Below are 18,637 nucleotides of genomic sequence, written 5' to 3' on the forward strand. Positions count from 1 at the left end.
CGCGAAGGGCGCGCCCATCAAGAGCCGCGGGCCTTTAGACCCTTTCGGTCAGCGGTTCAATCGCGCGCCCGTTCCACGCGACGCGCCGCCGACAGGATGCGGCGATCCGTCTTGGCCTGAACCAGAACTACGACATTGTCTTCTGACGCGGAATCCGGCGGCAGAACAAACAGGACCGGACGGCCGGTCCAGTCGCCGAGACGTTTCACCTCGCGCACCACATTGACGTGGCGCACGGCCTGACCCCGGTTGTCGCCCTGGCGCACCTCGACCGTCTGAAGGCCCGGCTGATAGACCACGGCCATGACCTCGGCTCCGCCCGCCGGCGGACGACCCGAGCCGACCTCGACCCGGTCGCCGGTCTCGCGAAACTCGATCTCGGGCGGATGCTGGCGAGCTGACGCCTCGGCGTCGATGGCGGCCTGAAGCTCGGGCGAGCGGGCGCCGGACAGATGACGGCGGCCGTCGATCACCACCTGGGGCGTCGAGACGTTCCTCAGCCTCAGCGCCTGGCGATAGGCCTGCTGACGGGCCGCGAATTCGGGCTTGGCGAAGGTGTCCGACCAGCCGAGATAGTCCCAGTAACCGACGCCATAGGTCAGGGCGATGACGCCGGGCTCGTTGGCCACGGCTTCAAGCGTGCGGTTGGCCTCGGGACAGCCAGAGCAGCCCTGGGCCGTGAACAGCTCGACCACCACCGGCTGGACCGAGGCGTCGCGCTCGTGCGCCTGGGCCGCCGCACCGACGCCGATGAGCGTCGCGACGAGCAAACCGCCCTTGATCAGACCCCTTGCCTTCATGGCCGTGATCCTAGCCCTTCGATCCATCCGCGCCGCTCATAAAACCGTGAGCGGCAAGAGGCTCACCCATTCATTGGCCTATCGCCCCCTGGCTGCCCGATGCCGCTTCCGGGATGAGGCGCCGGTTCAGTCCATCAGTTGCTGGCTGAGATAGACGTAATGCCGCGCCCAGCGCCGGGCGTTGGCGACCGGGTCGGCGTCGTTGGAGTGACCGCCGGCGGTATCCTCAAAATAGAGGTGGTCGTGACCCTGATCGCCCAGACGCGCGGCGAACTTGCGGGCGTGGCCGGGATGGACCCGATCGTCGCGCGTATTGGTGGTGATATAGACGCGCGGGTATTTCGTCTCGGGGCGCAGCTGCTGATAGGCCGAGTAGCGGGCGATGAACTCGGCGTCGCCGGGGATGCGCGGGTCGCCGTATTCGCCGATCCACGAGGCGCCGGCGGGCAGGTCCTGATAGCGCAGCATGTCGATCAGCGGGCTTTCGATCACCGCCGCGTTGAAAAGCTCCGGATGCTGGGTGATCGAAACCGACGTCAGCACCCCGCCGTTGGAGCGGCCATAGATGCCCAGGTGGCGCGGGCTGGTGATCCTGCGCTGCTCCAGATCGCGGGCCACAGCGGCGAAGTCGTCGAAGGCGCGCTGGCGGTTTTCACGCAGGGCCGCCTGGTGCCAGCCGGGACCGAACTCGCCGCCGCCGCGAATATTGGCCTGGACGAAGACGCCGCCGTTCTCGAGCCACAGCTTGCCCATCTCAGGCTTGTAGGCGGGCGGGAAGCTGGCCTGGAAGCCGCCGTAACCGAACAGGATGGTCGGGCCGTTCCCGTCCATCGCCAGATCCTTAGGCCGGGTGACGAAGTAGGGAATTTTCGTCCCGTCGGTCGAGATCGCCTCGAACTGCTCGACCACATGGGTCGAGCCGTCGAACTTGGCCGGCGCCGATTTCAGCTCGGTCAGGGCACCGGTCGAGACGTCGGCCAGGCTGAGCGTCGGCGGCGTCAAGAAGCCCTGGGTCGAGACGAAGACCTGGCCCTTGGACTTGGAGCTGTCGCCCAGACCCACGGCGCTGTTGGCGGGCACGGCGATGTCGGTCGCGGTCCAGGGGAACTCTCCTTGAGGAGTGAGGACCGAAAGACGACCGCTGACGTTGTCGTTGATCGCTACAACCAGCCTGTCCGACAAAACTGCCACATCGGCGATAGACTGGCGGGGACTCGGAACAAAAGCTTGGCTTGCAAAATGGCTAGGACCGGGACGCGAACCGTCGGGACGGTCATGCAGACTGTCCAGCGCCATCACCATCAAGGCGCCCGCCGGACCGCCGCCATATCCCAGAACATCCCGACTGAAAGCTTCTTCGGGCGTGAACACCAGCTTCCCGTCCAGCATGCCGTAAATGCTGACACGTTCAGGAATGCGGAGCTTATAGGTCCGACCATCCACGAACCGCCACGTCTCCGAGCGGAAGGTGTCCAGCGGGCGGCTGAACAGGACGGCCTCGACCGCCCCGGCCTTGTCGCGGAAGACCATGGGCGAGACGCCGTAGCCGCCGTCGGACTGCTGGCCGCGATAGACCTCGGTTGCGTGGGCCAGCGGGTGGCCGCGCTTCAGGGATTTGACGATGAAGGGATAGCCTGACTCGGTCATCGTGCCGGGGCCGAAGTCGGTGGCGATCAGCAGGGTGTCGCGGTCCAGCCAGGTCAGGCGGTGCTTGCCTTCGGGGATGACAAAGCCGCCATCGACGAACCGCTTGGTGGTCAGGTCGAACTCGCGCACGACGACGGCGTCCTTGCCGCCGTCCGACAGGTTGATCAGGCAGCGGGTCTCGTCCGGGGCCAGGCAGTTGGCGCCCTTGAACACCCAGTCGCGGCCCTCGGCCTTGGCCAGGGCGTCGATGTCCAGCAGGGTCTCCCACTGCGGCTGGGCGGTGCGATAGGAGGCCAGGGTCGTGCGGCGCCAGACCCCCTTGGGATTGGCGGCGTCCTGCCAGAAATTGCCCAGACCCTCGCCCAGGAAGCTGACGCCGGGAATGCGGTCGGTCGCCGTCAGGATGGCCTCGGCCTGCTGGCGGAAGGATTCGTAGCGACGGTCGCCGGTCAGGGCCGACAGGGCCTTTTCATTCGAGGCGGCGACGAAGGCCCGGGCCTCCGCCCCGTCCACCTCTTCCAGCGCCAGATGATCATCGGCGGCCTTGACCCCCTCGGGCGACAGATCGCGCGGGAAGTGCGGCGGCGGATTGGTCGCAGCGGCGGCGCTCACGGCCGGGGCGGCCGCAGAACCCTCGGCCAAAGCGGGCGCCGCAGCCAACATCAGCGCGGGCAGGGCGACGCTAAGAAACAAGGTTTTCATGACTTTACTCCGCTCATCCCCGCGGAGGCGGGGACCCAGTGATTTGGCCTGATAAGCCGCCGTCAAAGTTTTCGCTCATGTCCCAGGTCTGAGCGCGGGGCTCAAACCTGGGTCCCCGCTTCCGCGGGGATGAACGGGCAGGGGGTTATTGCTTCGCCGGCTCGTCCATCAGGCGGCGCGTCAGATAGGTGTATTCCAGCGCGATGCGGCGGGCCGTTTCGCGCAGGTTGGCGCCGGCCGCGTGGCCGCCGTCTGTGTTTTCATAGAAGAGGACCGGGTAGCCCAGCGCCTCCATCCGCGCCGCCGCCTTGCGGGCGTGGCCGGGGTGGACGCGGTCGTCCTTGGTCGAGGTGTGGATGAAGACCTCGGGGTAGGGCTGACCCGCCGCCAGACGCTGATAGGGCGAGTACTCCTCGATCCAGGCGCGCTGCTCGGGGATGTCCGGGTTGCCGTATTCCCCGATCCAGGAGGCGCCGGCCAGCAACTTGTGGAAGCGCAGCATGTCGAACAGGGGCACCTGGATGACGGCCGCATTGATCAGGTCCGGGCGCTGAGTCAGCATGGCCCCCATGAAGAGGCCGCCTTGCGAACCGCCCATGATCCCGAGGTGCGGCTGGCTGGTGATCCCGCGCGTGATCAGGTCCTGGGCCACGGCCTGGAAGTCCTCGTGGGCGCGCTGGCGGTTTTCCTGCTGGGCCGCCTGGTGCCACTTGGGTCCGAACTCGCCGCCGCCGCGGGTGTTGGCGATGACATAGACGCCGCCGCGCTCCAGCCACAGCTTGCCGACCGTTGGCGAGTAGCCGGGCAGCAGCGACGACTGGAAGCCGCCGTAGCCGTACAGCAGCGTCGGGTTCGAGCCATCCATGGCCATGGCGTCCTTATGGACGACGAAATAGGGGATCATGGTGCCGTCGGCCGAGCGGGCCTCGAATTGATCCACCCGCATGCCCGTGGCGTCGAACTTGGCCGGCAGGGACTTGGTCAGAGCGACCGCGCCCGTCGCCGCGTCGGCCAGATAGAGGCTGGACGGGTTCAGATAGCCGGCGACGCTGACGAAGATCTTGTCGTCCTGCTCCGAGGCCGAACCAACGCCGACGGTGACGTTCTGCGGCAGGTCCAGACGGGTGCGCGCCCATTCGCCGGACGGGTTCGGACGGTAGACATAAACGGAACCGCGCACGTTTTCATAAAGCGCCACGACCAGGGTGTTGCGGGTGGCGCTGATACCCTCGATCGCCTCGCGCTCGCCGGGGCGGATGACCAGTTGAGCCGGGGTCTTCGGATCGGCCAGCCAGGCCTGCAGGTTCCAGGCGATGACGTCGCCGGTCTTGAATTCCTGACCCGAGGGCGCGGTCCAGTCCTGATCTGTCGTCACCACCATCTGGCCCGCGACCAGGGCGTTGATGTTGCCCTTGAGCGGCAACTCCAGCTTCGTCGTCGTGCCGTCGGCGTTCAGGCGCCAGGTTTCGCTCTCATAGAAGTTGACGCCGCGATTCAGCAGGACCGCCTGCACCATGCCGTCGGCGTCGCGCAGGGTGTAGCCCGAGACGGAGACGTCGGTCTTCTGGCCGGCGAAGACCTCGACCGCCTGATCGACGCTCTGGCCGCGCTTCAGCAGGCGCACGGTGCGCGGATAGCCCGAGTCCGTCAGCGAGCCTTCGCCGAAGTCACGCGAGATCAGCAGGGTGTCCTTGTCGATCCAGCTGGCGCCGCCCTTGGATTCCGGCAGGCTGATGCCGCCCTCTACGAAGGTCTTCGTGACGCTGTCGAACTCGCGGATCGTCACCGCGTCCTTGCCGCCGTTCGACAGGGAGACGAGGCAGTAGCGTTCCTCGGGCGGCAGGCAGCTGGCGCCCTTGTAGACCCAGTTGGCGCCCTCGGCGGCCGACAGGGCGTCGATGTCGAGGATGGTCTCCCAGGTCGGCGTCGCGGTGCGGTAGCTGTCCAGCGTCGTGCGGCGCCAGATGCCGCGCACATGGGTCGCGTCCTGCCAGAAGTTGTCGATATGGCCGTCGTGGGTGAAGCCGGGCGAGGGGATGCGGTCACGCGATTGGACGATGTCCAGGGCCTGCTGGTGCAGGTTCTCGTAGCGCGGGTCGCCCTGCAGCGTGCCGAGCGAATGCTCATTGTGGGCCTTGACCCAGGCCATGGCGCGCTCGCCCTCGACCTCTTCCAGCCAGATGTAGGGATCGGTCGCGTCGCTGGTCGCGAAGCCCGGCGTGGAGGCGGCGGCGGGCGTGTCGGTCGAATGGGCCATGGCGACGGGAGCGGCTCCGACGGCGAGAAGAAGGGCGGCGGCGGACGCCAGAGTGCGGATCATGTTTCATTCCCCAACAGAAATTGGGCGGCACCTTGGCGAGACACGAGGACTGCGGCAAGCGGTGGAAATCTTACAAGCCTGTCATCTTTCGTCGCAGCGACGGCGCGACCGGCGTCAGTCGCCTTCGTCCGGAATGCACAGGATCTGACCGCAGGCCTTGCAGTGGACGGCGTCGGGGTCGTGCTTCTGAAGACCGCAGGTCGGGCAGGGAAACTTGACCTTGTGCGGCCGGATCAGGGTCTGGGCCAGGCGGATGAAGAGGGTGATGCCCACCAGCATGACGATGATCGAGATGACCCGGCCCCAGTTGCCCGGCAGGGTGATGTCGCCGAACCCCGTCGTCGTCAGGGTCGCCACGGTGAAATAGAGGGCGTCCAGATAGCCGTTGATGTGCTCGGCCTTGCCCCGGAAATAGGCATAGACGAAGCCGGTCACGACGAAGACGAAGGTGATCAGGGCCGCCAGGGCCCGGGTGATCTCCTCAACCCGCGTGTCGTCGAAGCGACGGCCGATGGTGCGCCAGAAGAGGTCGCTGTTCAGCAGGCTCCACAGCCGCAGCAGCCTCAGGAAGCCGAGGTTGGCCAGCCAGACCGGGAACAGCAGGGTCGCCAGGACGAACAGATCGACCCAGACAATCGGCCGTTTCAGCCAGTCGCGGATGTCGGAATAGGCATAGGCCCGCGCCGCTAGGTCCAGCCCCAGGACGGCGGCGATCAGATAGTCCATCACATAGAAGACCCAGCCCGCCTCCTTGAGGATCGGCGTGGCCAGGAAGAAGCCGATGATGGCCAGGTCGATGACGATGACCATCAGGCGGAACTTCACCGCCGCCGGCTGTGAGCCGTGATAGAGGTAGCGCAGCCGCGCCCTCAGCCGCAGACCTTCGGATTTGCCGGTTTCGCTGTGCTCTGACGCCATCGTCGCCAGCGATACATGAACCGGCGAAAAATCCTATATGAAGGCGGACATGACCCAGACTGCTCGCCCCTACATCCGCATGAACGGCGCCGGAAACGCCTTCATCGTCGTCCAGGCCTTCGAGGAAGGCTTCCATCCGACCGAGGAACAGGTGCGCGCCCTGGCCGCCCCGGCGGCGGGTCTGGGCGGCTTCGACCAGTTGATCGGGATCGAACCGTCCGAGACAGCGGACGCCTTCATGCGGGTTTGGAACGCCGACGGCTCGATGGTGCAGACCTGCGGCAACGCCCTGCGCTGCGTCGGCTGGCTGCTGCTGGAGGCCACCGGCAAGGAAGAAGTGGTCATCGACACCCTGGGAGGGCCAACGACGGCGCGACGGGCGGGCGATCATCAAGTAACCGTCGACATGGGCGCGCCGCGCCTCGACTGGGCCCAGGTGCCGCTCGCCGAGGAGATGGACACGCGCGGCATCGAGCTGCAGGTCGGGCCGATCGACGCTCCGGTCCTGCACACGCCGGGCGCGGTCTCGATGGGCAATCCCCACGTGGTCTTCTTCACCGATCAGCAGGACGACGCCTTCGTGCGCGGCTCGGGTTCGCTCGTTGAGCATCACCCGCTCTTCCCCGAGGGGGTCAACGTCGGCTTCGCCAAGGTCATCGACCGCGACCATATCCGGCTGCGGGTATGGGAACGCGGGGCGGGTCTGACCCTGGCCTGCGGCACCGGCGCCTGCGCGGCCCTGGTGGCCACGGCGCGGCGCGGCATGAGCGACCGCAAGGCGACTGTGGTGGTCGACGGGGGCGAGCTGACCATCGATTGGGACGAGGCGTCCGGCCATGTCTTCATGACCGGTCCGGTCGAGATCGAGCGCACCGGGCTCTTGTCATAAAGCTCAGCAATCCGCCGCCTGACGTTGCGTCAACGGTTGTCCCCACCCGTCCCACGATCTAGGAACGAGAGGCGCCTGCCCTTCCCGAGATCGAAATGCCCGAATTGACCGATAAACAGACCTTCTCCGACGACGACGCCCTGGAGTTCCACAGCGCGCCGACCCCGGGCAAGATCTCCATGGCTCCGACCAAGCCGATGGCGACCCAGCGCGACCTGTCGCTGGCCTATTCGCCGGGCGTGGCCGTGCCGGTCCTGGCCATCGCCGAGGACGTGGACAAGGCCTACGACTATACGTCCAAGGGCAATATGGTCGCCGTCATCTCCAACGGCACCGCCATCCTGGGCCTGGGCAACCTCGGCCACATGGCCTCCAAGCCGGTGATGGAAGGCAAGTCGGTCCTGTTCAAGCGCTTCGCCGACGTCGACAGCTTCGACGTCGAGGTCAAGACCACCGACCCGGACGAGTTCGTCACCGTGGTCAAGAACATCGGCGACACCTGGGGCGGCATCAATCTGGAGGACATCAAGTCCCCGGAGTGCTTCGAGATCGAGGCCCAGCTGCAGGACCTGCTGGACATTCCCGTCTTCCATGACGACCAGCACGGCACGGCCATCATCTCGACCGCCGGCCTGATCAACGCGGCCCATATCGTCGGCAAGAAGCTGGAAGACCTCAAGGTCGTCCTGTCGGGCGCCGGGGCCGCGGGCCTGTCGTCCATCGCCCTGATGAAGGCCGCCGGCGTCAAGGCCGAGAACACCGTCATCTGCGACCGTCAGGGCGTCATCTACAAGGGCCGGGACAACGTCTCGCAATGGCAGGCGGCGCACGCCACCGACACGCCCCTGCGCACCCTGGCCGAAGCCATGGTCGGCGCCGACGTGGTGCTGGGTCTGTCGGCCAAGGGCGCGATCAGCAAGGAAATGGTCGCCTCCATGGCGCCCAATCCGATCATCTTCGCCATGGCCAACCCCGACCCGGAGATCACCCCGGAAGACGTCAAGTCGGTGCGCTCGGACGCCATCATCGCCACCGGCCGCTCGGACTATGTGAACCAGGTCAACAACGTCCTGGCCTTCCCCTATCTGTTCCGCGGCGCCCTGGACGTGCGCGCGCGCCAGATCAACCACGAGATGAAGATCGCCTGCGCCCACGCCCTGGCGGCGCTTGCCCGCGAGGACGTGCCGGACGAGGTCGCGGCCGCCTATCGCGGCCGCAAGCTGAAGTTCGGCCCGGAATACATCATCCCGACCCCGTTCGATCCGCGTCTGATCTGGTACATCCCGCCCTTCATCGCCCAGACGGCGATGGACACCGGCGTGGCCCGCAAGCCGATCGAGGACATGGAGGCCTATCGTATCGCCCTGCGTCAGCGGGTCGATCCCTCCGCCGCCCTGATGCAGAAGATATCCTCGGCCGTGCGCTCGGGACCCAAGCAGCGCGTCGTCTTCGCCGAGGGCGAGGAGCAGTCGGTCATCCGCGCCGCCTGGGCCTTCAAACAGGGCGACCTGGGCACGCCCATCCTGGTCGGTCGCGAGGACCTGATCCGTCAGAACGCCGCCGAGGCGGGGCTGAATTTCGACGACCTGGGCATCGAGGTGATGAACGCCCGCGTTTCGGAGCGGAACGCCGAATACGTCGAATGGCTTTACAACCGCCTGCAGCGCCGGGGCTATCTGCGCCGCGACGTGCAGCGGATGATCAACCAAGACCGCAACTACTTCGGCGCCGCCATGATCGCGCGCGGCCAGGCCGACTGCATGGTCACCGGCGTGACCCGCAACTTCAACATGGCCCTGAAAGAGGTCCGCCGCGTCCTGGACGTGAAGGACCGCATGATCGGTCTGTCGATCCTGCTGGCCAAGGGCCGCACCCTGTTCGTGGCCGACACCTCGATCCATGAGCTGCCCAACGCCGCCGAACTGGCCGAGATCGCCGTCAAGGCCGCCGCCACGGTCAAGAAACTGGGCCGCAAGCCGCGCGTCGCCTTCCTCAGCTACTCGACCTTCGGCGATCCGCCCGGCGATCGCGGCGAGAAGGTGCGCGAGGCCATTCGCATCCTCGACAGCATGGACGTCGACTTCGAATACGAAGGCGAAATGCCGCCCGAGCTGGCCCTGAACCCCGAGGCGCGGGCCAACTATCCCTTCATGCGCCTGACCGGCGACGCCAACGTCCTGGTCATGCCGGCCATCCACTCGGCGGCCATCTCGACCCGCCTGGTGCAGTCGCTGGGCGGCGCCACGGTGATCGGCCCGCTACTGGTCGGTCTGGAGAAGTCGGTGCAGATCGTGCCCCTGGGAGCCTCGGTCAGCGAGATCATCACCGCCGCCACCTTCGCCGCCTACGCCGAGGGCGCCGAGGTCGAGGACTAGGCGCTTTCCATCGCTGGAACGTCGAGAGGCGGCCTTCGGGCCGCCTCTTTGCGTTTGGGCCTCAGGTCGCCCGCTTCAGGCGGCGCAGCTCAAGCGTCTGGCGCACCCATTCGGCCGCGCAGAAGACGACGGCGATGACCCCCAGCCAGGCGGCGATGACGAACATGGCGGCATAGCCCTGACGCTCGATCAGTTCGCCCAGGGCCCCGCGCCCCAGGGTGCCGATCAGCAGGGCCAGAGAGGTGAAGACGGCGAACTGGACCGCGCCGAACATCTTGTTGGACAGGGCCGACAGATAGGCGACGAAGGCGGCTCCCGCGAAACCGCCGGCGATGTTCTCGCCGGCGATGGCCAGCATCAGCCGCGCCATCGGTTCGCCCAGGTGGAACAGGCCGAAAAGCTTGTAGAGGCCGGTGACCTGCATGAAGCCGTGGATGAAAGGCGCGCCGAGCGCCAGGTCCATCATCAGCAGATTGGTCGCCGCCGACAGCACCGCCCCCAGCAGCAGGCTGGCCATCCGGCCGATGACCAGAAGCGCCCAGCCGCCCAGGCCGATGCCCAGGATGGTCATGACCACGCCGAAGGTTTTGGACGCCAGGGCGATCTCGGTCTTGGTGTGACCCAGGGCTCCGCCTGTGTCGCCCATGTAGAAGGGGAAGGCGAACGGGCCCCAGACCCCGTCGGTGATGCGATAGGTCAGGATCAGGCCCAGAACGATGACCGCGCCCCAGCCCAGACGTCCCATCAGCTCGACCAGAGGGGCCAGGATGGCGTCATAAAGGGTGTTGGCGAAGGCAGGCGCGTCGCTCTGCGTCTGCACTGGTCCGGTCTTGCCCCCGCGCCAGACGATCAGTCCGGCCAGCAGGGCGGGCAGGATGACGGCCCCGCCGACGATCCACGGCCCCCAGGTCGCGGTGAACTCGCCCGCGCTCGGCGCCGGGGTGACGCTCAGCGCCGTGACCATGAAGCGGATCAGCATGAAGGCGGCCCAGACCCAGGCGGCCAGGGTGACGACCAGAGCCGTCATGCGCAGACGAGGCGAGCCGATGCGCTCGCGGGCGATAGCCTGTTTCGGCGCCGGCTTGGGCTCGGGCGCGATCAGAGTGCCCAGCAACCCCAGGCCCATGAGGCCCGCGCCGATGACGAAGGTCGAGGACCATCCGAGATGATCGGCCAGGACCAGGGCGCCCGCGCCGCCGACCAGGGCCGCGGTGCGGAAACCCAGCTGATAGACGGTGGACAGAAGGTCGACGGGAACCCGCTGGTCGGCGACCTCGATCCGCCAGGTGTCGATGACGATGTCCTGGGTCGCCGAGGCGAAGGCGCCCAGGGCGGCCGCGCCCGCCAGCAGGGCGATGGCGCCTGTGCCGGGGTGCGACAGGGCGATGGTCAACAGGGCGCCGACCAGAACCACCTGGCACAGGATCAGCCAGGCCCGCCGCCGTCCCATCCGCCCGATGATGGGCGGCGTCAGGCTGACCGAGGGCGACCACAGGAATTTGAACGCCCCGAACAGGCCCACCCAGGACAGGACGCCGATGGTGGCCACCGAGACGCCCGCGTCCGACAGCCAGGCGTTCAGGGTCCCGAAAAGCATGGCGAAGGGCAGACCGGCGGAGAAGCCCAGCAGCAGCATGGCCAGGGTGCGGCGCTCACGGAAGGCCGCCTTCAGCACGCCCAGACCTTTCGGCGACGGCTGCAGGGCCGCGACCTCGGAAGCGGGCGTCTTCGTATCGGTCATGCGGGTCTCCGGCGGACGCCGCCGGAAACGGGCGGTCGTGGTTACTGGGCGCCGACCTTGGCGCGGTTGCCGACGTTCGTCCAGCGGGTCAGGGCGGCGCGCAGGGCGTCGGCTTCCAGCGGCTTGGTCAGATGGTCGTTCATGCCCGCCTCCAGACAGGCAATGCGGTCCTCGGCGAAGGCGTTGGCGGTCAGGGCCACGATCGGTGTGCGCTCGCCCCGCGCCCGCAGCGCCCGCGCCGCCGCCGGGCCGTCCATGCGCGGCATCCGCATGTCCATGAAGATCAGGTCGAAGCGGGCTTCCTTTAGCGTCAGCAGGGCCTCGTGACCGTCAGCGGCGGTCTGGACGACGCAGCCCTCGCGGCGCAGCAGGGTCTTGGCCAGAAGGGCGCCGACCGGATTGTCCTCGACGAGCAGGACGCGCAGCCCTTTGAAGGCGACGGGCGTGACGCGATCGTCATCCTGGGCGCGCGCCGTGGGAGCCGCCAGGCCCTTGCGGCGACCCGCCGCCGCCAGCACGCGCTCGGCCAGCGAGGCGCGACGCAGCGGCTTGATCAGATAGCCGTGGAAGCCCGCCGCCCGGTAGCGGTCGATCAGATCGCGTTCGCCGGCTTTCAGCAGGATGATGGCCTCGCCCTGCGACGGCTTGACCATCAGGGCGCCGTCCTCGGCCATGGCGTGGTCGATCAGGGTCACGCCCGCCTGACGCGCGACGCGCCCGCCCGAAGCTTCGATCTGAGCCGTCGCCGCCTGGCGCACGAAGGGGTCGGGGCTGCGCACCGCCACCGCCACGCCGTCCAGAGGACGAGGGCGAGGCGCGGCGTCGGGGGCTACGGCGAAGGGAGCCTCGAAGCGGAAACGGGCGCCCTGGCCGTCGGGTCGGTCGGACACCGTCACGCTGCCGCCCATGGCCTGGGCCAGACGCCGCACCACCGCCAGCCCCAGGCCGGCGCCGTCGAAGCGGGCGGCGTCGGAGGCGTCGGCGTGACCGAACTCGTCGAAGATGCGGGCTCGCGCCTCTTCCGGCACGCCGGGGCCGGTGTCGTCGACGACGAAGGCCAGGCGTGGACGCGCGGCGGTTCCGCCAGCGCGCTCGACCGTCAGACGCACACCGCCCCGGTCGGTGAATTTCACGGCATTGCCGGCCAGGTTGAACAGGACCTGACGCAGGCGGCCCTCATCAGCGATGACATCGGGCGCATCGGCGGCGACGGACCAGACGATCTCCAACCCCTTGTCGTGGGCCTTGGGGCTGAGCAGTTCGGCCACCCCGCGCGTCAGGCCTTCCAGATCGACGGGGGCGGGATCGAACTCCAGCGCCCCGGCCTCCAGCCGGGCGAAGTCCAGCAGGTCGTTGACCAGGCCCAGCAGGTGTTCGGCGGACTTCTGCGCCGCCTCGGCATAGGCGCGCTGGGCGCCGTCCAGCTTGGTCCGCGACAGCAGGCCCAGCATGCCGATCACCCCGTTCAGGGGCGTGCGCATCTCATGGCTCATCAACCGCAGGAACTGCTGCTCTGGGGCGGCGGTTTCCGCGGCGGGCGTGATGTCGATCGGTGCGTGCGTTCTGCGTGCATGGGCCATGGCGACCACCCTTAGCGCCCAAAGGGTTAAGCGTGGCCGAACAAGGATTTCAGGCCTCAGAAGGCCGGAGCCTCGTGGCGATGGGCGGTCTGACGGTCGAAATCGCCCTGGGCCCCGACTGTGGTGCGGCGATACATCAGGGCCTCGGCCACATGGCGGCGCAGCACCCCGGTCGAGCCATCGAGCTCAGCAATGGTGCGCGCCAGCCGCAGGGTGCGGGTCCAGCCCCGCGCGGTCAGACCGCCGGCCTCGCCCGCCCGCATCAGCAAGGCGCGCCCTGCGTCATCCGGCGCGGCGAAGCGGTCCAGGGTCTCGCCCGAGGCGCGGGCGTTGATGCCCTGATCGCGCGCCTTGTCGGGATCGAAGCCCGCCGCGCGCACCCGCTCTTCCTGCTGGGCGCGGGCGGTCGCCACACGGGCGGCGGCCTCGGCCGTGCCCTCGGCGGGCGGGGGCAGGGCCATGTCGGCGGCGGTGACGGGCGGCGTCTCCACCGTCAGGTCGATGCGGTCGAACATCGGGCCGGAGATGCGGTTCTGATAGTCGCGCTGGCAACGCGGGGCCTTGCCGCAGGCCCCGCGCCCGGCCCCGCCGAGGCCGCAGCGGCAGGGGTTCATCGCCGCCACCAGCTGGAACCGGGCCGGATAGCGGACGTGGGCGTTGGCGCGCGCCACCACGATCTCGCCCGTCTCCAGAGGCTGGCGCAGGCTGTCCAGCGCCTGGGCGGAATATTCCGGCAGTTCATCCAGGAAGAGCACGCCGTTGTGGGCCAGCGACGCCTCGCCCGGCTTGGCCCGCAGACCGCCGCCGGTCAGGGCGGCCATCGAGGCGGAATGATGGGGCGCGCGGAAGGGCCGGTCGCGGGTCAGGGCGCCGCGATCGATCAGGCCCGCCACCGACCAGACCATGGAGGTCTCGAGCAGCTCCTGCGGCGTCAGCGGCGGCAGAAGGCCGGGCAGGCGCTGGGCCATCATCGACTTGCCCGATCCGGGCGGGCCGATGAAGAGCAGGTTGTGGCCGCCCGCCGCCGCGATCTCCAGCGCCCGCTTGGCGCTCTCCTGACCCTTGACCTCGCGCAGGTCCGGGACCGCGCCGCCCGCCGTCACTGGGCCGGGTTCGGGCGCACGCAGGATCTGTGTGCCGCGGAAGTGATTGATCAGGCCGATCAGGGAGCGCGGCGCCAGGATAGCCGTGTCGCCCGCCCAGGCCGCCTCAGGGCCATTGGCCTCGGGACAGATGAGGCCCAGGCCCATGGCGCCCGCCGCCATGGCCGCAGGCAGGGTTCCGCCGACCGTAGCGATCTGACCGTCCAGCCCCAGTTCGCCCACCGCCGCCCAGCCGTCCAGCGCATCGGGCGCAATCACCCCCATGGAGGCCAGAAGCGCCAGGGCGATGGGCAGGTCGAAATGACTGCCTTCCTTCGGCAGATCGGCGGGCGCCAGGTTGGCGATGACCTTCTTGGGCGGCAGGGCCAGACCGATGCCCGCAAAAGCCCCGCGCACCCGTTCGCGGCTCTCGGCCACCGCCTTGTCCGGCAGACCGACAATGGCGAAGGCGCCTGCAGGCGTCGCCACCTGCTGCACCTCGACATCGACCCGACGCGCCTCGACCCCGTCGAAGGCGACCGTCACCACCCGTGCAAGCATGGTTCCCTCCCGCTGATCGAGAGAGAACAAATCACGAACCTAGGCGGACCGCAAGAGCGCCGTTACTCGAAAGTAGATCAGGGCAGGTCGGCTTCCGGCGCCAGGGTATGGATCACCTCGCCCGCCGCGTTGAGGAACTGGATGGCGCCATAGCCTTCCTCGGACACCGTCATCCGCACGCGCGGCCGGTCGTTCCTGTCCGACAGGGCCACGGCGGGCGTCCCGTCTGCGGCGACCGACAGACGCATCCGTGTCGGCGTCTGCACCCCCGGCACCAGGGCGTCGCCTAAACCCGGCTCGCGGATCAGGGGCGGAGCCTGGTTGATGACGAAGCTGACCGCGCCGTCCGGCGACACGCGCCAGCCGATCGCGTCCATGGCCGGGTGATCCAAGGCCAGCACGGCCATGCCGCCGTCGACGTCGGCGGTGCCGAACCCGCCACGCTCGCTGCCCTTGTCGTCATAGAGGATCAGACCGGCCACGTTGAAAGCGCGCTTGTACTGAATGCCGTCGATAATCGGCGCGGGCGTGGCCCCTGACAGGGTCATGCGGATGGTCCCGTCGGCGTCGACGATGTCGATGCGTCGGGCTGTGATGCGCTCATGGTCCGGCGTCTCGACGCGGGTCTGCGGCGTGCGGGTCTCGATGATCCGCTCCAGCACCTCCATCGACGGGCGCTTCGGCGCGGCGTCCTGCGCCGTCGCCGGCGCGGCGACAAGCAGGGTCAAGGCGCTCAGCGCGCCGGCGATCGTCGTTCTGGTCATGGGGTCCCCTCCCGTTGTGCACCCTAGCGGGCTTCGCGCTTCTTCTCCTCGATCACGTCCCACATCAGGGCCGTCGCATCGACGCCCGAGAACTTGAGCAGCTGCTGGGCGCCCGTGGGCGAGGTGACGTTGATCTCGGTCAGATAGTCGCCGATCACGTCGATGCCGACGAAGATCAGGCCGCGTTCCCTCAGATAGGGGCCGATGGCGGCGCAAATCTCCAGGTCGCGCGGGGTCAGCTCAACCGGGGCCGCCGTGCCGCCGACGCGCAGGTTGGAGCGCACCTGATCCTTGGCCGGAATGCGGTTGATGGCGCCGACCGGCTCGCCGTCGATCAGGATGATGCGCTTGTCGCCCTTGGACACGGCGGGAATGAATTTCTGGATCACCAGAGGGTCGCGCGACCCGGCGGCGTGGATCTCGATCAGGGCTTCCAGATTGGGATCATCCGCCTTCAGCCGCACCACGCCCGAACCGGCGGCGCCGTGCAGGGGCTTGAGCACCACGTCGCCGTGACGGCGGTGGAAGTCGACCAGGGCGACCGGGTCCGACGACACCAGGGTCGGCGGCTGCAGGCCGGGGAAGAGGGTGGCGATCAGCTTCTCGGGCGCCGAGCGCACCTCGGCTGGGTTGTTGACCACCAGGGTCCTGGGATGGACCCGTTCCAGCAGATAGGTGGCGGTGACATAGGCCATGTCGAAAGGCGGGTCCTGACGCATCAGGATGACGTCCACATCCTCGGCCAGATCGAGGATCACCTCGGGGCCGAAATCGGCGTGCTCGCCCTGCACCGTGTTCACCGTCACCGGACGGGCGCGGCAGAACAGACGGCCCTCGTCCAGCGCCAGGGTGCGGAAGTCGTAGACCCACAGCCTGTGTCCACGCGCCTGACCCGACAGGGCCATCAGGAAGGTGGTGTCGGACTCGACGTTCACCGCCTCGAGCGGGTCCATCTGGATGGCGACTTTCAGCATGGGTAGTCCTTGGTCGAAGAGGGCGCTATCGCTCGCGCCGCGGGCGCTCGCTGCTTGAGCGCCGAAGCGCCGTCCCTGCCTAATTGAGGGCGCCAGGCGCCCGCCGCAAGGCCGCGCTTCAGTTCAGCCGCATCCGCACCCGGTCCATGCTGGCGCGGTGGGCGTCGGCGGGACCGTCGACGGCGCGGGCGCGCGACAGGGCCTGCAGCGCGCCGGTCAGGGCGCCCTGCTTTTCGCGCGCGGCGGCGACGTCCAGCCAAGGACGGTGATCCTCGGGGTCCAGCAAGGCGCGGCGCAGGGCTGAGCGCTCTGCGCCCTCATAATCCTCCGCCAACAGGGCGCGGGCGAACAGTAGGTTCTGCAGGCGGATCAAGGCCTGCCGATCGCTGACCGGAGCCATGAGCAGGTCGAGACGATCCGCGACATGCGGGGTCAAGCCCGCCAAAAGCGCCCGACGCGTCAGTTCGCTAGGCAGAACGAGACGGCCCTGGCTGAAGGGGTCCAGGGCCACCGGCCCTTCGGGCGTCTCTACCCGCAAGAGGATATGACCGGGAAAGTCCACCGCCGCCGCCTTCAGCCCCGCCCGACGCGCCGCGTCGAGGTAGAAGACCACCAGGGCCGCCGACAGGCCGCGTCGCCGCTCGGCCACGTCGATGACGTCGGTATTGCCGGGGTGGTCATGGTTCAAAAGATCGCCGTTGAGGCGCAGGTCCGCCGCCATGGTCTCGGTCAGGGCGTCGTCGGGGCCTTCGTTGGCGGCGCGCTCCTTGACCCTCTGGGCGGCCTGGTCGGCCAGCAGACGGACCGGCTCGGGATCGCGGAACGGATAGTCGTGAATGGCGCAGGCGATGGCGCATTCGAGCAGCGGAAAGCCGTCGTCCTCAGCGGTTCCCGCCTGGGTCAGAATGATCTCGGCGTCCTCGCGCGTCACGCCATGTCCGTTCCTGTGGTCGTCACGCCGCGAAGATGACGCGGAAATCGCCGGGGAGCCAGCGCCACCATATCGATTCTCAACATCAGCCCCTGCAGCGAGGGTCGGCTGTGGACCACCGCCCGCCCGGCGGCGGCCAGTCGGCCGTGTTGTTCGGGACCCAAGGCGAGGATCGCCGCCTCGATCGAGCGTCGCCTTTTGACCTCGACCACCGCCAGGATGCGGCCGCGTTTCGCCAGAATATCGATCTCGCCGCCGCGCCCCTTCAGGCGAAAGGCCAGGATCTGATACCCCTTGAGCATCAGCCAGACGGCGGCGATCCATTCGGCGGCGTGACCTTCACGATGCGACCGTCCGCCCAGCGCCTGACGCCAGCCCGACTTCGGCCGGCGCGGCGACGGGGAGGGCCGCAGCCGAGGCTTCACCCCCGGCCCTGCATTTCCAGCGCCCGCTTGTAGAGGGGCTTCCTGGGCAGGTTCAGGGCCTTGGACACCTCTGCGGCGGCCTCGCCCGGCGGCAGACGGGTCAGGGCGTCGGCCAGGGCCGCATCGACGTCGGCGGCGCTGGCGACCTCGGTCTCGCCGGGGCCGATGACGATGACGATCTCGCCCTTGGGGGCGTCGCAGCGCGGATCGACGGCCAGTTCGGCCAGGCTGCCGCGCACGGCCTCTTCATAGAGCTTGGTCAGTTCACGGGTGACGGCGGCGGGGCGGTCGCCCAGGACCTGGGCCATGTCGGCCAGGCTGTCCTTCAGACGCGGCCCGCTCTCGAAGAAGACCAGGGTCTGGCGCCCGGTGCGCAGCTCCTCCAGCATGGTCTTGCGCGCCCCGGACTTGGGCGGCAGGAAGCCGGCGAACAGCACCCGGTCGGCCGGCTGCCCCGCCAGACACAGGGCGGCCAGCAGGCTGGAGGCGCCGGGAACGGGGTGAACCGGCAGACCCTCGGCGATGGCGGCGCGGGCCACGACATAGCCGGGGTCGGACACCAGGGGCGTGCCGGCGTCCGACACCAGGGCCACGACCTCGCCCGCCTTCAGCCGCTCGACCGCGATCTCGGCGGCCCGCGCCGAGGCGTGGTCGTCGCAACGCTCCAGCTTGGCGCGTAGGCCATAGGCGGTCAGCAGCTTGGCTGTGACTCGCGTGTCCTCGGCCAGAACCAGATCGGCGGCGGCCAGAACGTCCAGCGCCCGCAACGTCATGTCGCGCAGATTGCCGATGGGCGTGGCCACCAGATAGAGGCCCGGCGCGACAGAACGGGCGGGCGGGGCGGTTGGTGGAAACAGCGAGGCGTCGGAAGGCATGGCCTCATCCTAGAGGGCGTCACCCTGTCGTGAAACCCGCCAGTTCCGGGAAC

14 protein-coding genes are annotated in these 18,637 nt (G+C 68.5%); 2 read left to right on the forward strand and 12 right to left on the reverse strand.

Annotation, left to right across the window (positions count from 1 at the left end; translation table 11 throughout):
* Nucleotides 1-56: 56 nt before the first annotated feature.
* The 4 genes from RTY13_RS05050 to RTY13_RS05065 form a co-directional block, all read right to left on the reverse strand.
* Entirely contained in the window at nt 57-800 is a 744-nt protein-coding gene (locus tag RTY13_RS05050; protein WP_312781585.1) for a DUF1223 domain-containing protein, read from the reverse strand.
* Between the two features lie 126 nt (nt 801-926).
* Nucleotides 927-3,149, reverse strand: coding sequence for a prolyl oligopeptidase family serine peptidase (locus tag RTY13_RS05055; protein WP_312781587.1), 2,223 nt, complete (start codon nt 3,147-3,149; stop codon nt 927-929).
* Nucleotides 3,150-3,294: 145 nt separating this feature from the next.
* Nucleotides 3,295-5,469, reverse strand: coding sequence for a prolyl oligopeptidase family serine peptidase (locus tag RTY13_RS05060; RefSeq protein ID WP_312781589.1), 2,175 nt, complete (start codon nt 5,467-5,469; stop codon nt 3,295-3,297).
* Nucleotides 5,470-5,583: 114 nt separating this feature from the next.
* Nucleotides 5,584-6,387, reverse strand: a complete 804-nt coding sequence (locus tag RTY13_RS05065; protein WP_312781591.1) for an ion channel — start codon at nt 6,385-6,387, stop codon at nt 5,584-5,586.
* Between the two features lie 49 nt (nt 6,388-6,436).
* Between RTY13_RS05065 and dapF the strand changes: the two genes are divergently transcribed.
* Both dapF and RTY13_RS05075 read left to right on the forward strand, forming a co-directional pair.
* A complete protein-coding gene (gene dapF, locus RTY13_RS05070) occupies nt 6,437-7,276 on the forward strand; it encodes a diaminopimelate epimerase (RefSeq protein ID WP_312781593.1) in 840 nt (279 codons plus the stop codon).
* 95 nt (nt 7,277-7,371) lie between these two features.
* Nucleotides 7,372-9,651, forward strand: coding sequence for an NADP-dependent malic enzyme (locus RTY13_RS05075; RefSeq protein WP_312781595.1), 2,280 nt, complete (start codon nt 7,372-7,374; stop codon nt 9,649-9,651).
* 61 nt (nt 9,652-9,712) lie between these two features.
* Here the strand turns inward: RTY13_RS05075 and RTY13_RS05080 are convergent, their stop codons facing one another.
* From RTY13_RS05080 to rsmI, 8 genes are all read right to left on the reverse strand, one after another.
* Complete coding sequence (locus tag RTY13_RS05080; RefSeq protein WP_409450282.1) at nt 9,713-11,551, reverse strand: AmpG family muropeptide MFS transporter; 1,839 nt, start codon at nt 11,549-11,551, stop codon at nt 9,713-9,715.
* Nucleotides 11,434-12,972, reverse strand: a complete 1,539-nt coding sequence (locus RTY13_RS05085) for a response regulator (protein ID WP_312781599.1) — start codon at nt 12,970-12,972, stop codon at nt 11,434-11,436. The genes RTY13_RS05080 and RTY13_RS05085 overlap by 118 nt, the downstream gene beginning before the upstream one ends.
* A 56-nt stretch (nt 12,973-13,028) precedes the next feature.
* Complete coding sequence (locus RTY13_RS05090) at nt 13,029-14,615, reverse strand: YifB family Mg chelatase-like AAA ATPase (RefSeq protein ID WP_312781601.1); 1,587 nt, start codon at nt 14,613-14,615, stop codon at nt 13,029-13,031.
* A 77-nt stretch (nt 14,616-14,692) separates the two neighbouring features.
* Nucleotides 14,693-15,379 (reverse strand): hypothetical protein, encoded by a 687-nt coding sequence (locus RTY13_RS05095; protein WP_312781603.1) that lies wholly within the window; start codon nt 15,377-15,379, stop codon nt 14,693-14,695.
* Nucleotides 15,380-15,402: 23 nt separating this feature from the next.
* Nucleotides 15,403-16,353, reverse strand: a complete 951-nt coding sequence (gshB, locus tag RTY13_RS05100) for a glutathione synthase (RefSeq protein ID WP_312781605.1) — start codon at nt 16,351-16,353, stop codon at nt 15,403-15,405.
* A gap of 118 nt (nt 16,354-16,471) precedes the next feature.
* The gene (locus RTY13_RS05105; protein WP_312781607.1) at nt 16,472-17,284 is read right to left on the reverse strand and encodes a transglutaminase family protein; all 813 of its coding nucleotides are present in this window, start codon (nt 17,282-17,284) and stop codon (nt 16,472-16,474) included.
* Entirely contained in the window at nt 17,281-17,709 is a 429-nt protein-coding gene (locus RTY13_RS05110; protein WP_312781609.1) for a YraN family protein, read from the reverse strand. The genes RTY13_RS05105 and RTY13_RS05110 overlap by 4 nt, the downstream gene beginning before the upstream one ends.
* A complete protein-coding gene (gene rsmI, locus RTY13_RS05115; RefSeq protein ID WP_312781612.1) occupies nt 17,706-18,584 on the reverse strand; it encodes a 16S rRNA (cytidine(1402)-2'-O)-methyltransferase in 879 nt (292 codons plus the stop codon). Before rsmI ends, RTY13_RS05110 begins: the two co-directional genes overlap by 4 nt.
* Nucleotides 18,585-18,637: the final 53 nt, after the last annotated feature.

Origin of the sequence: Brevundimonas sp., from assembly GCF_032055285.1 — a bacterium.
Classification (GTDB): Bacteria; Pseudomonadota; Alphaproteobacteria; order Caulobacterales; family Caulobacteraceae; genus Brevundimonas.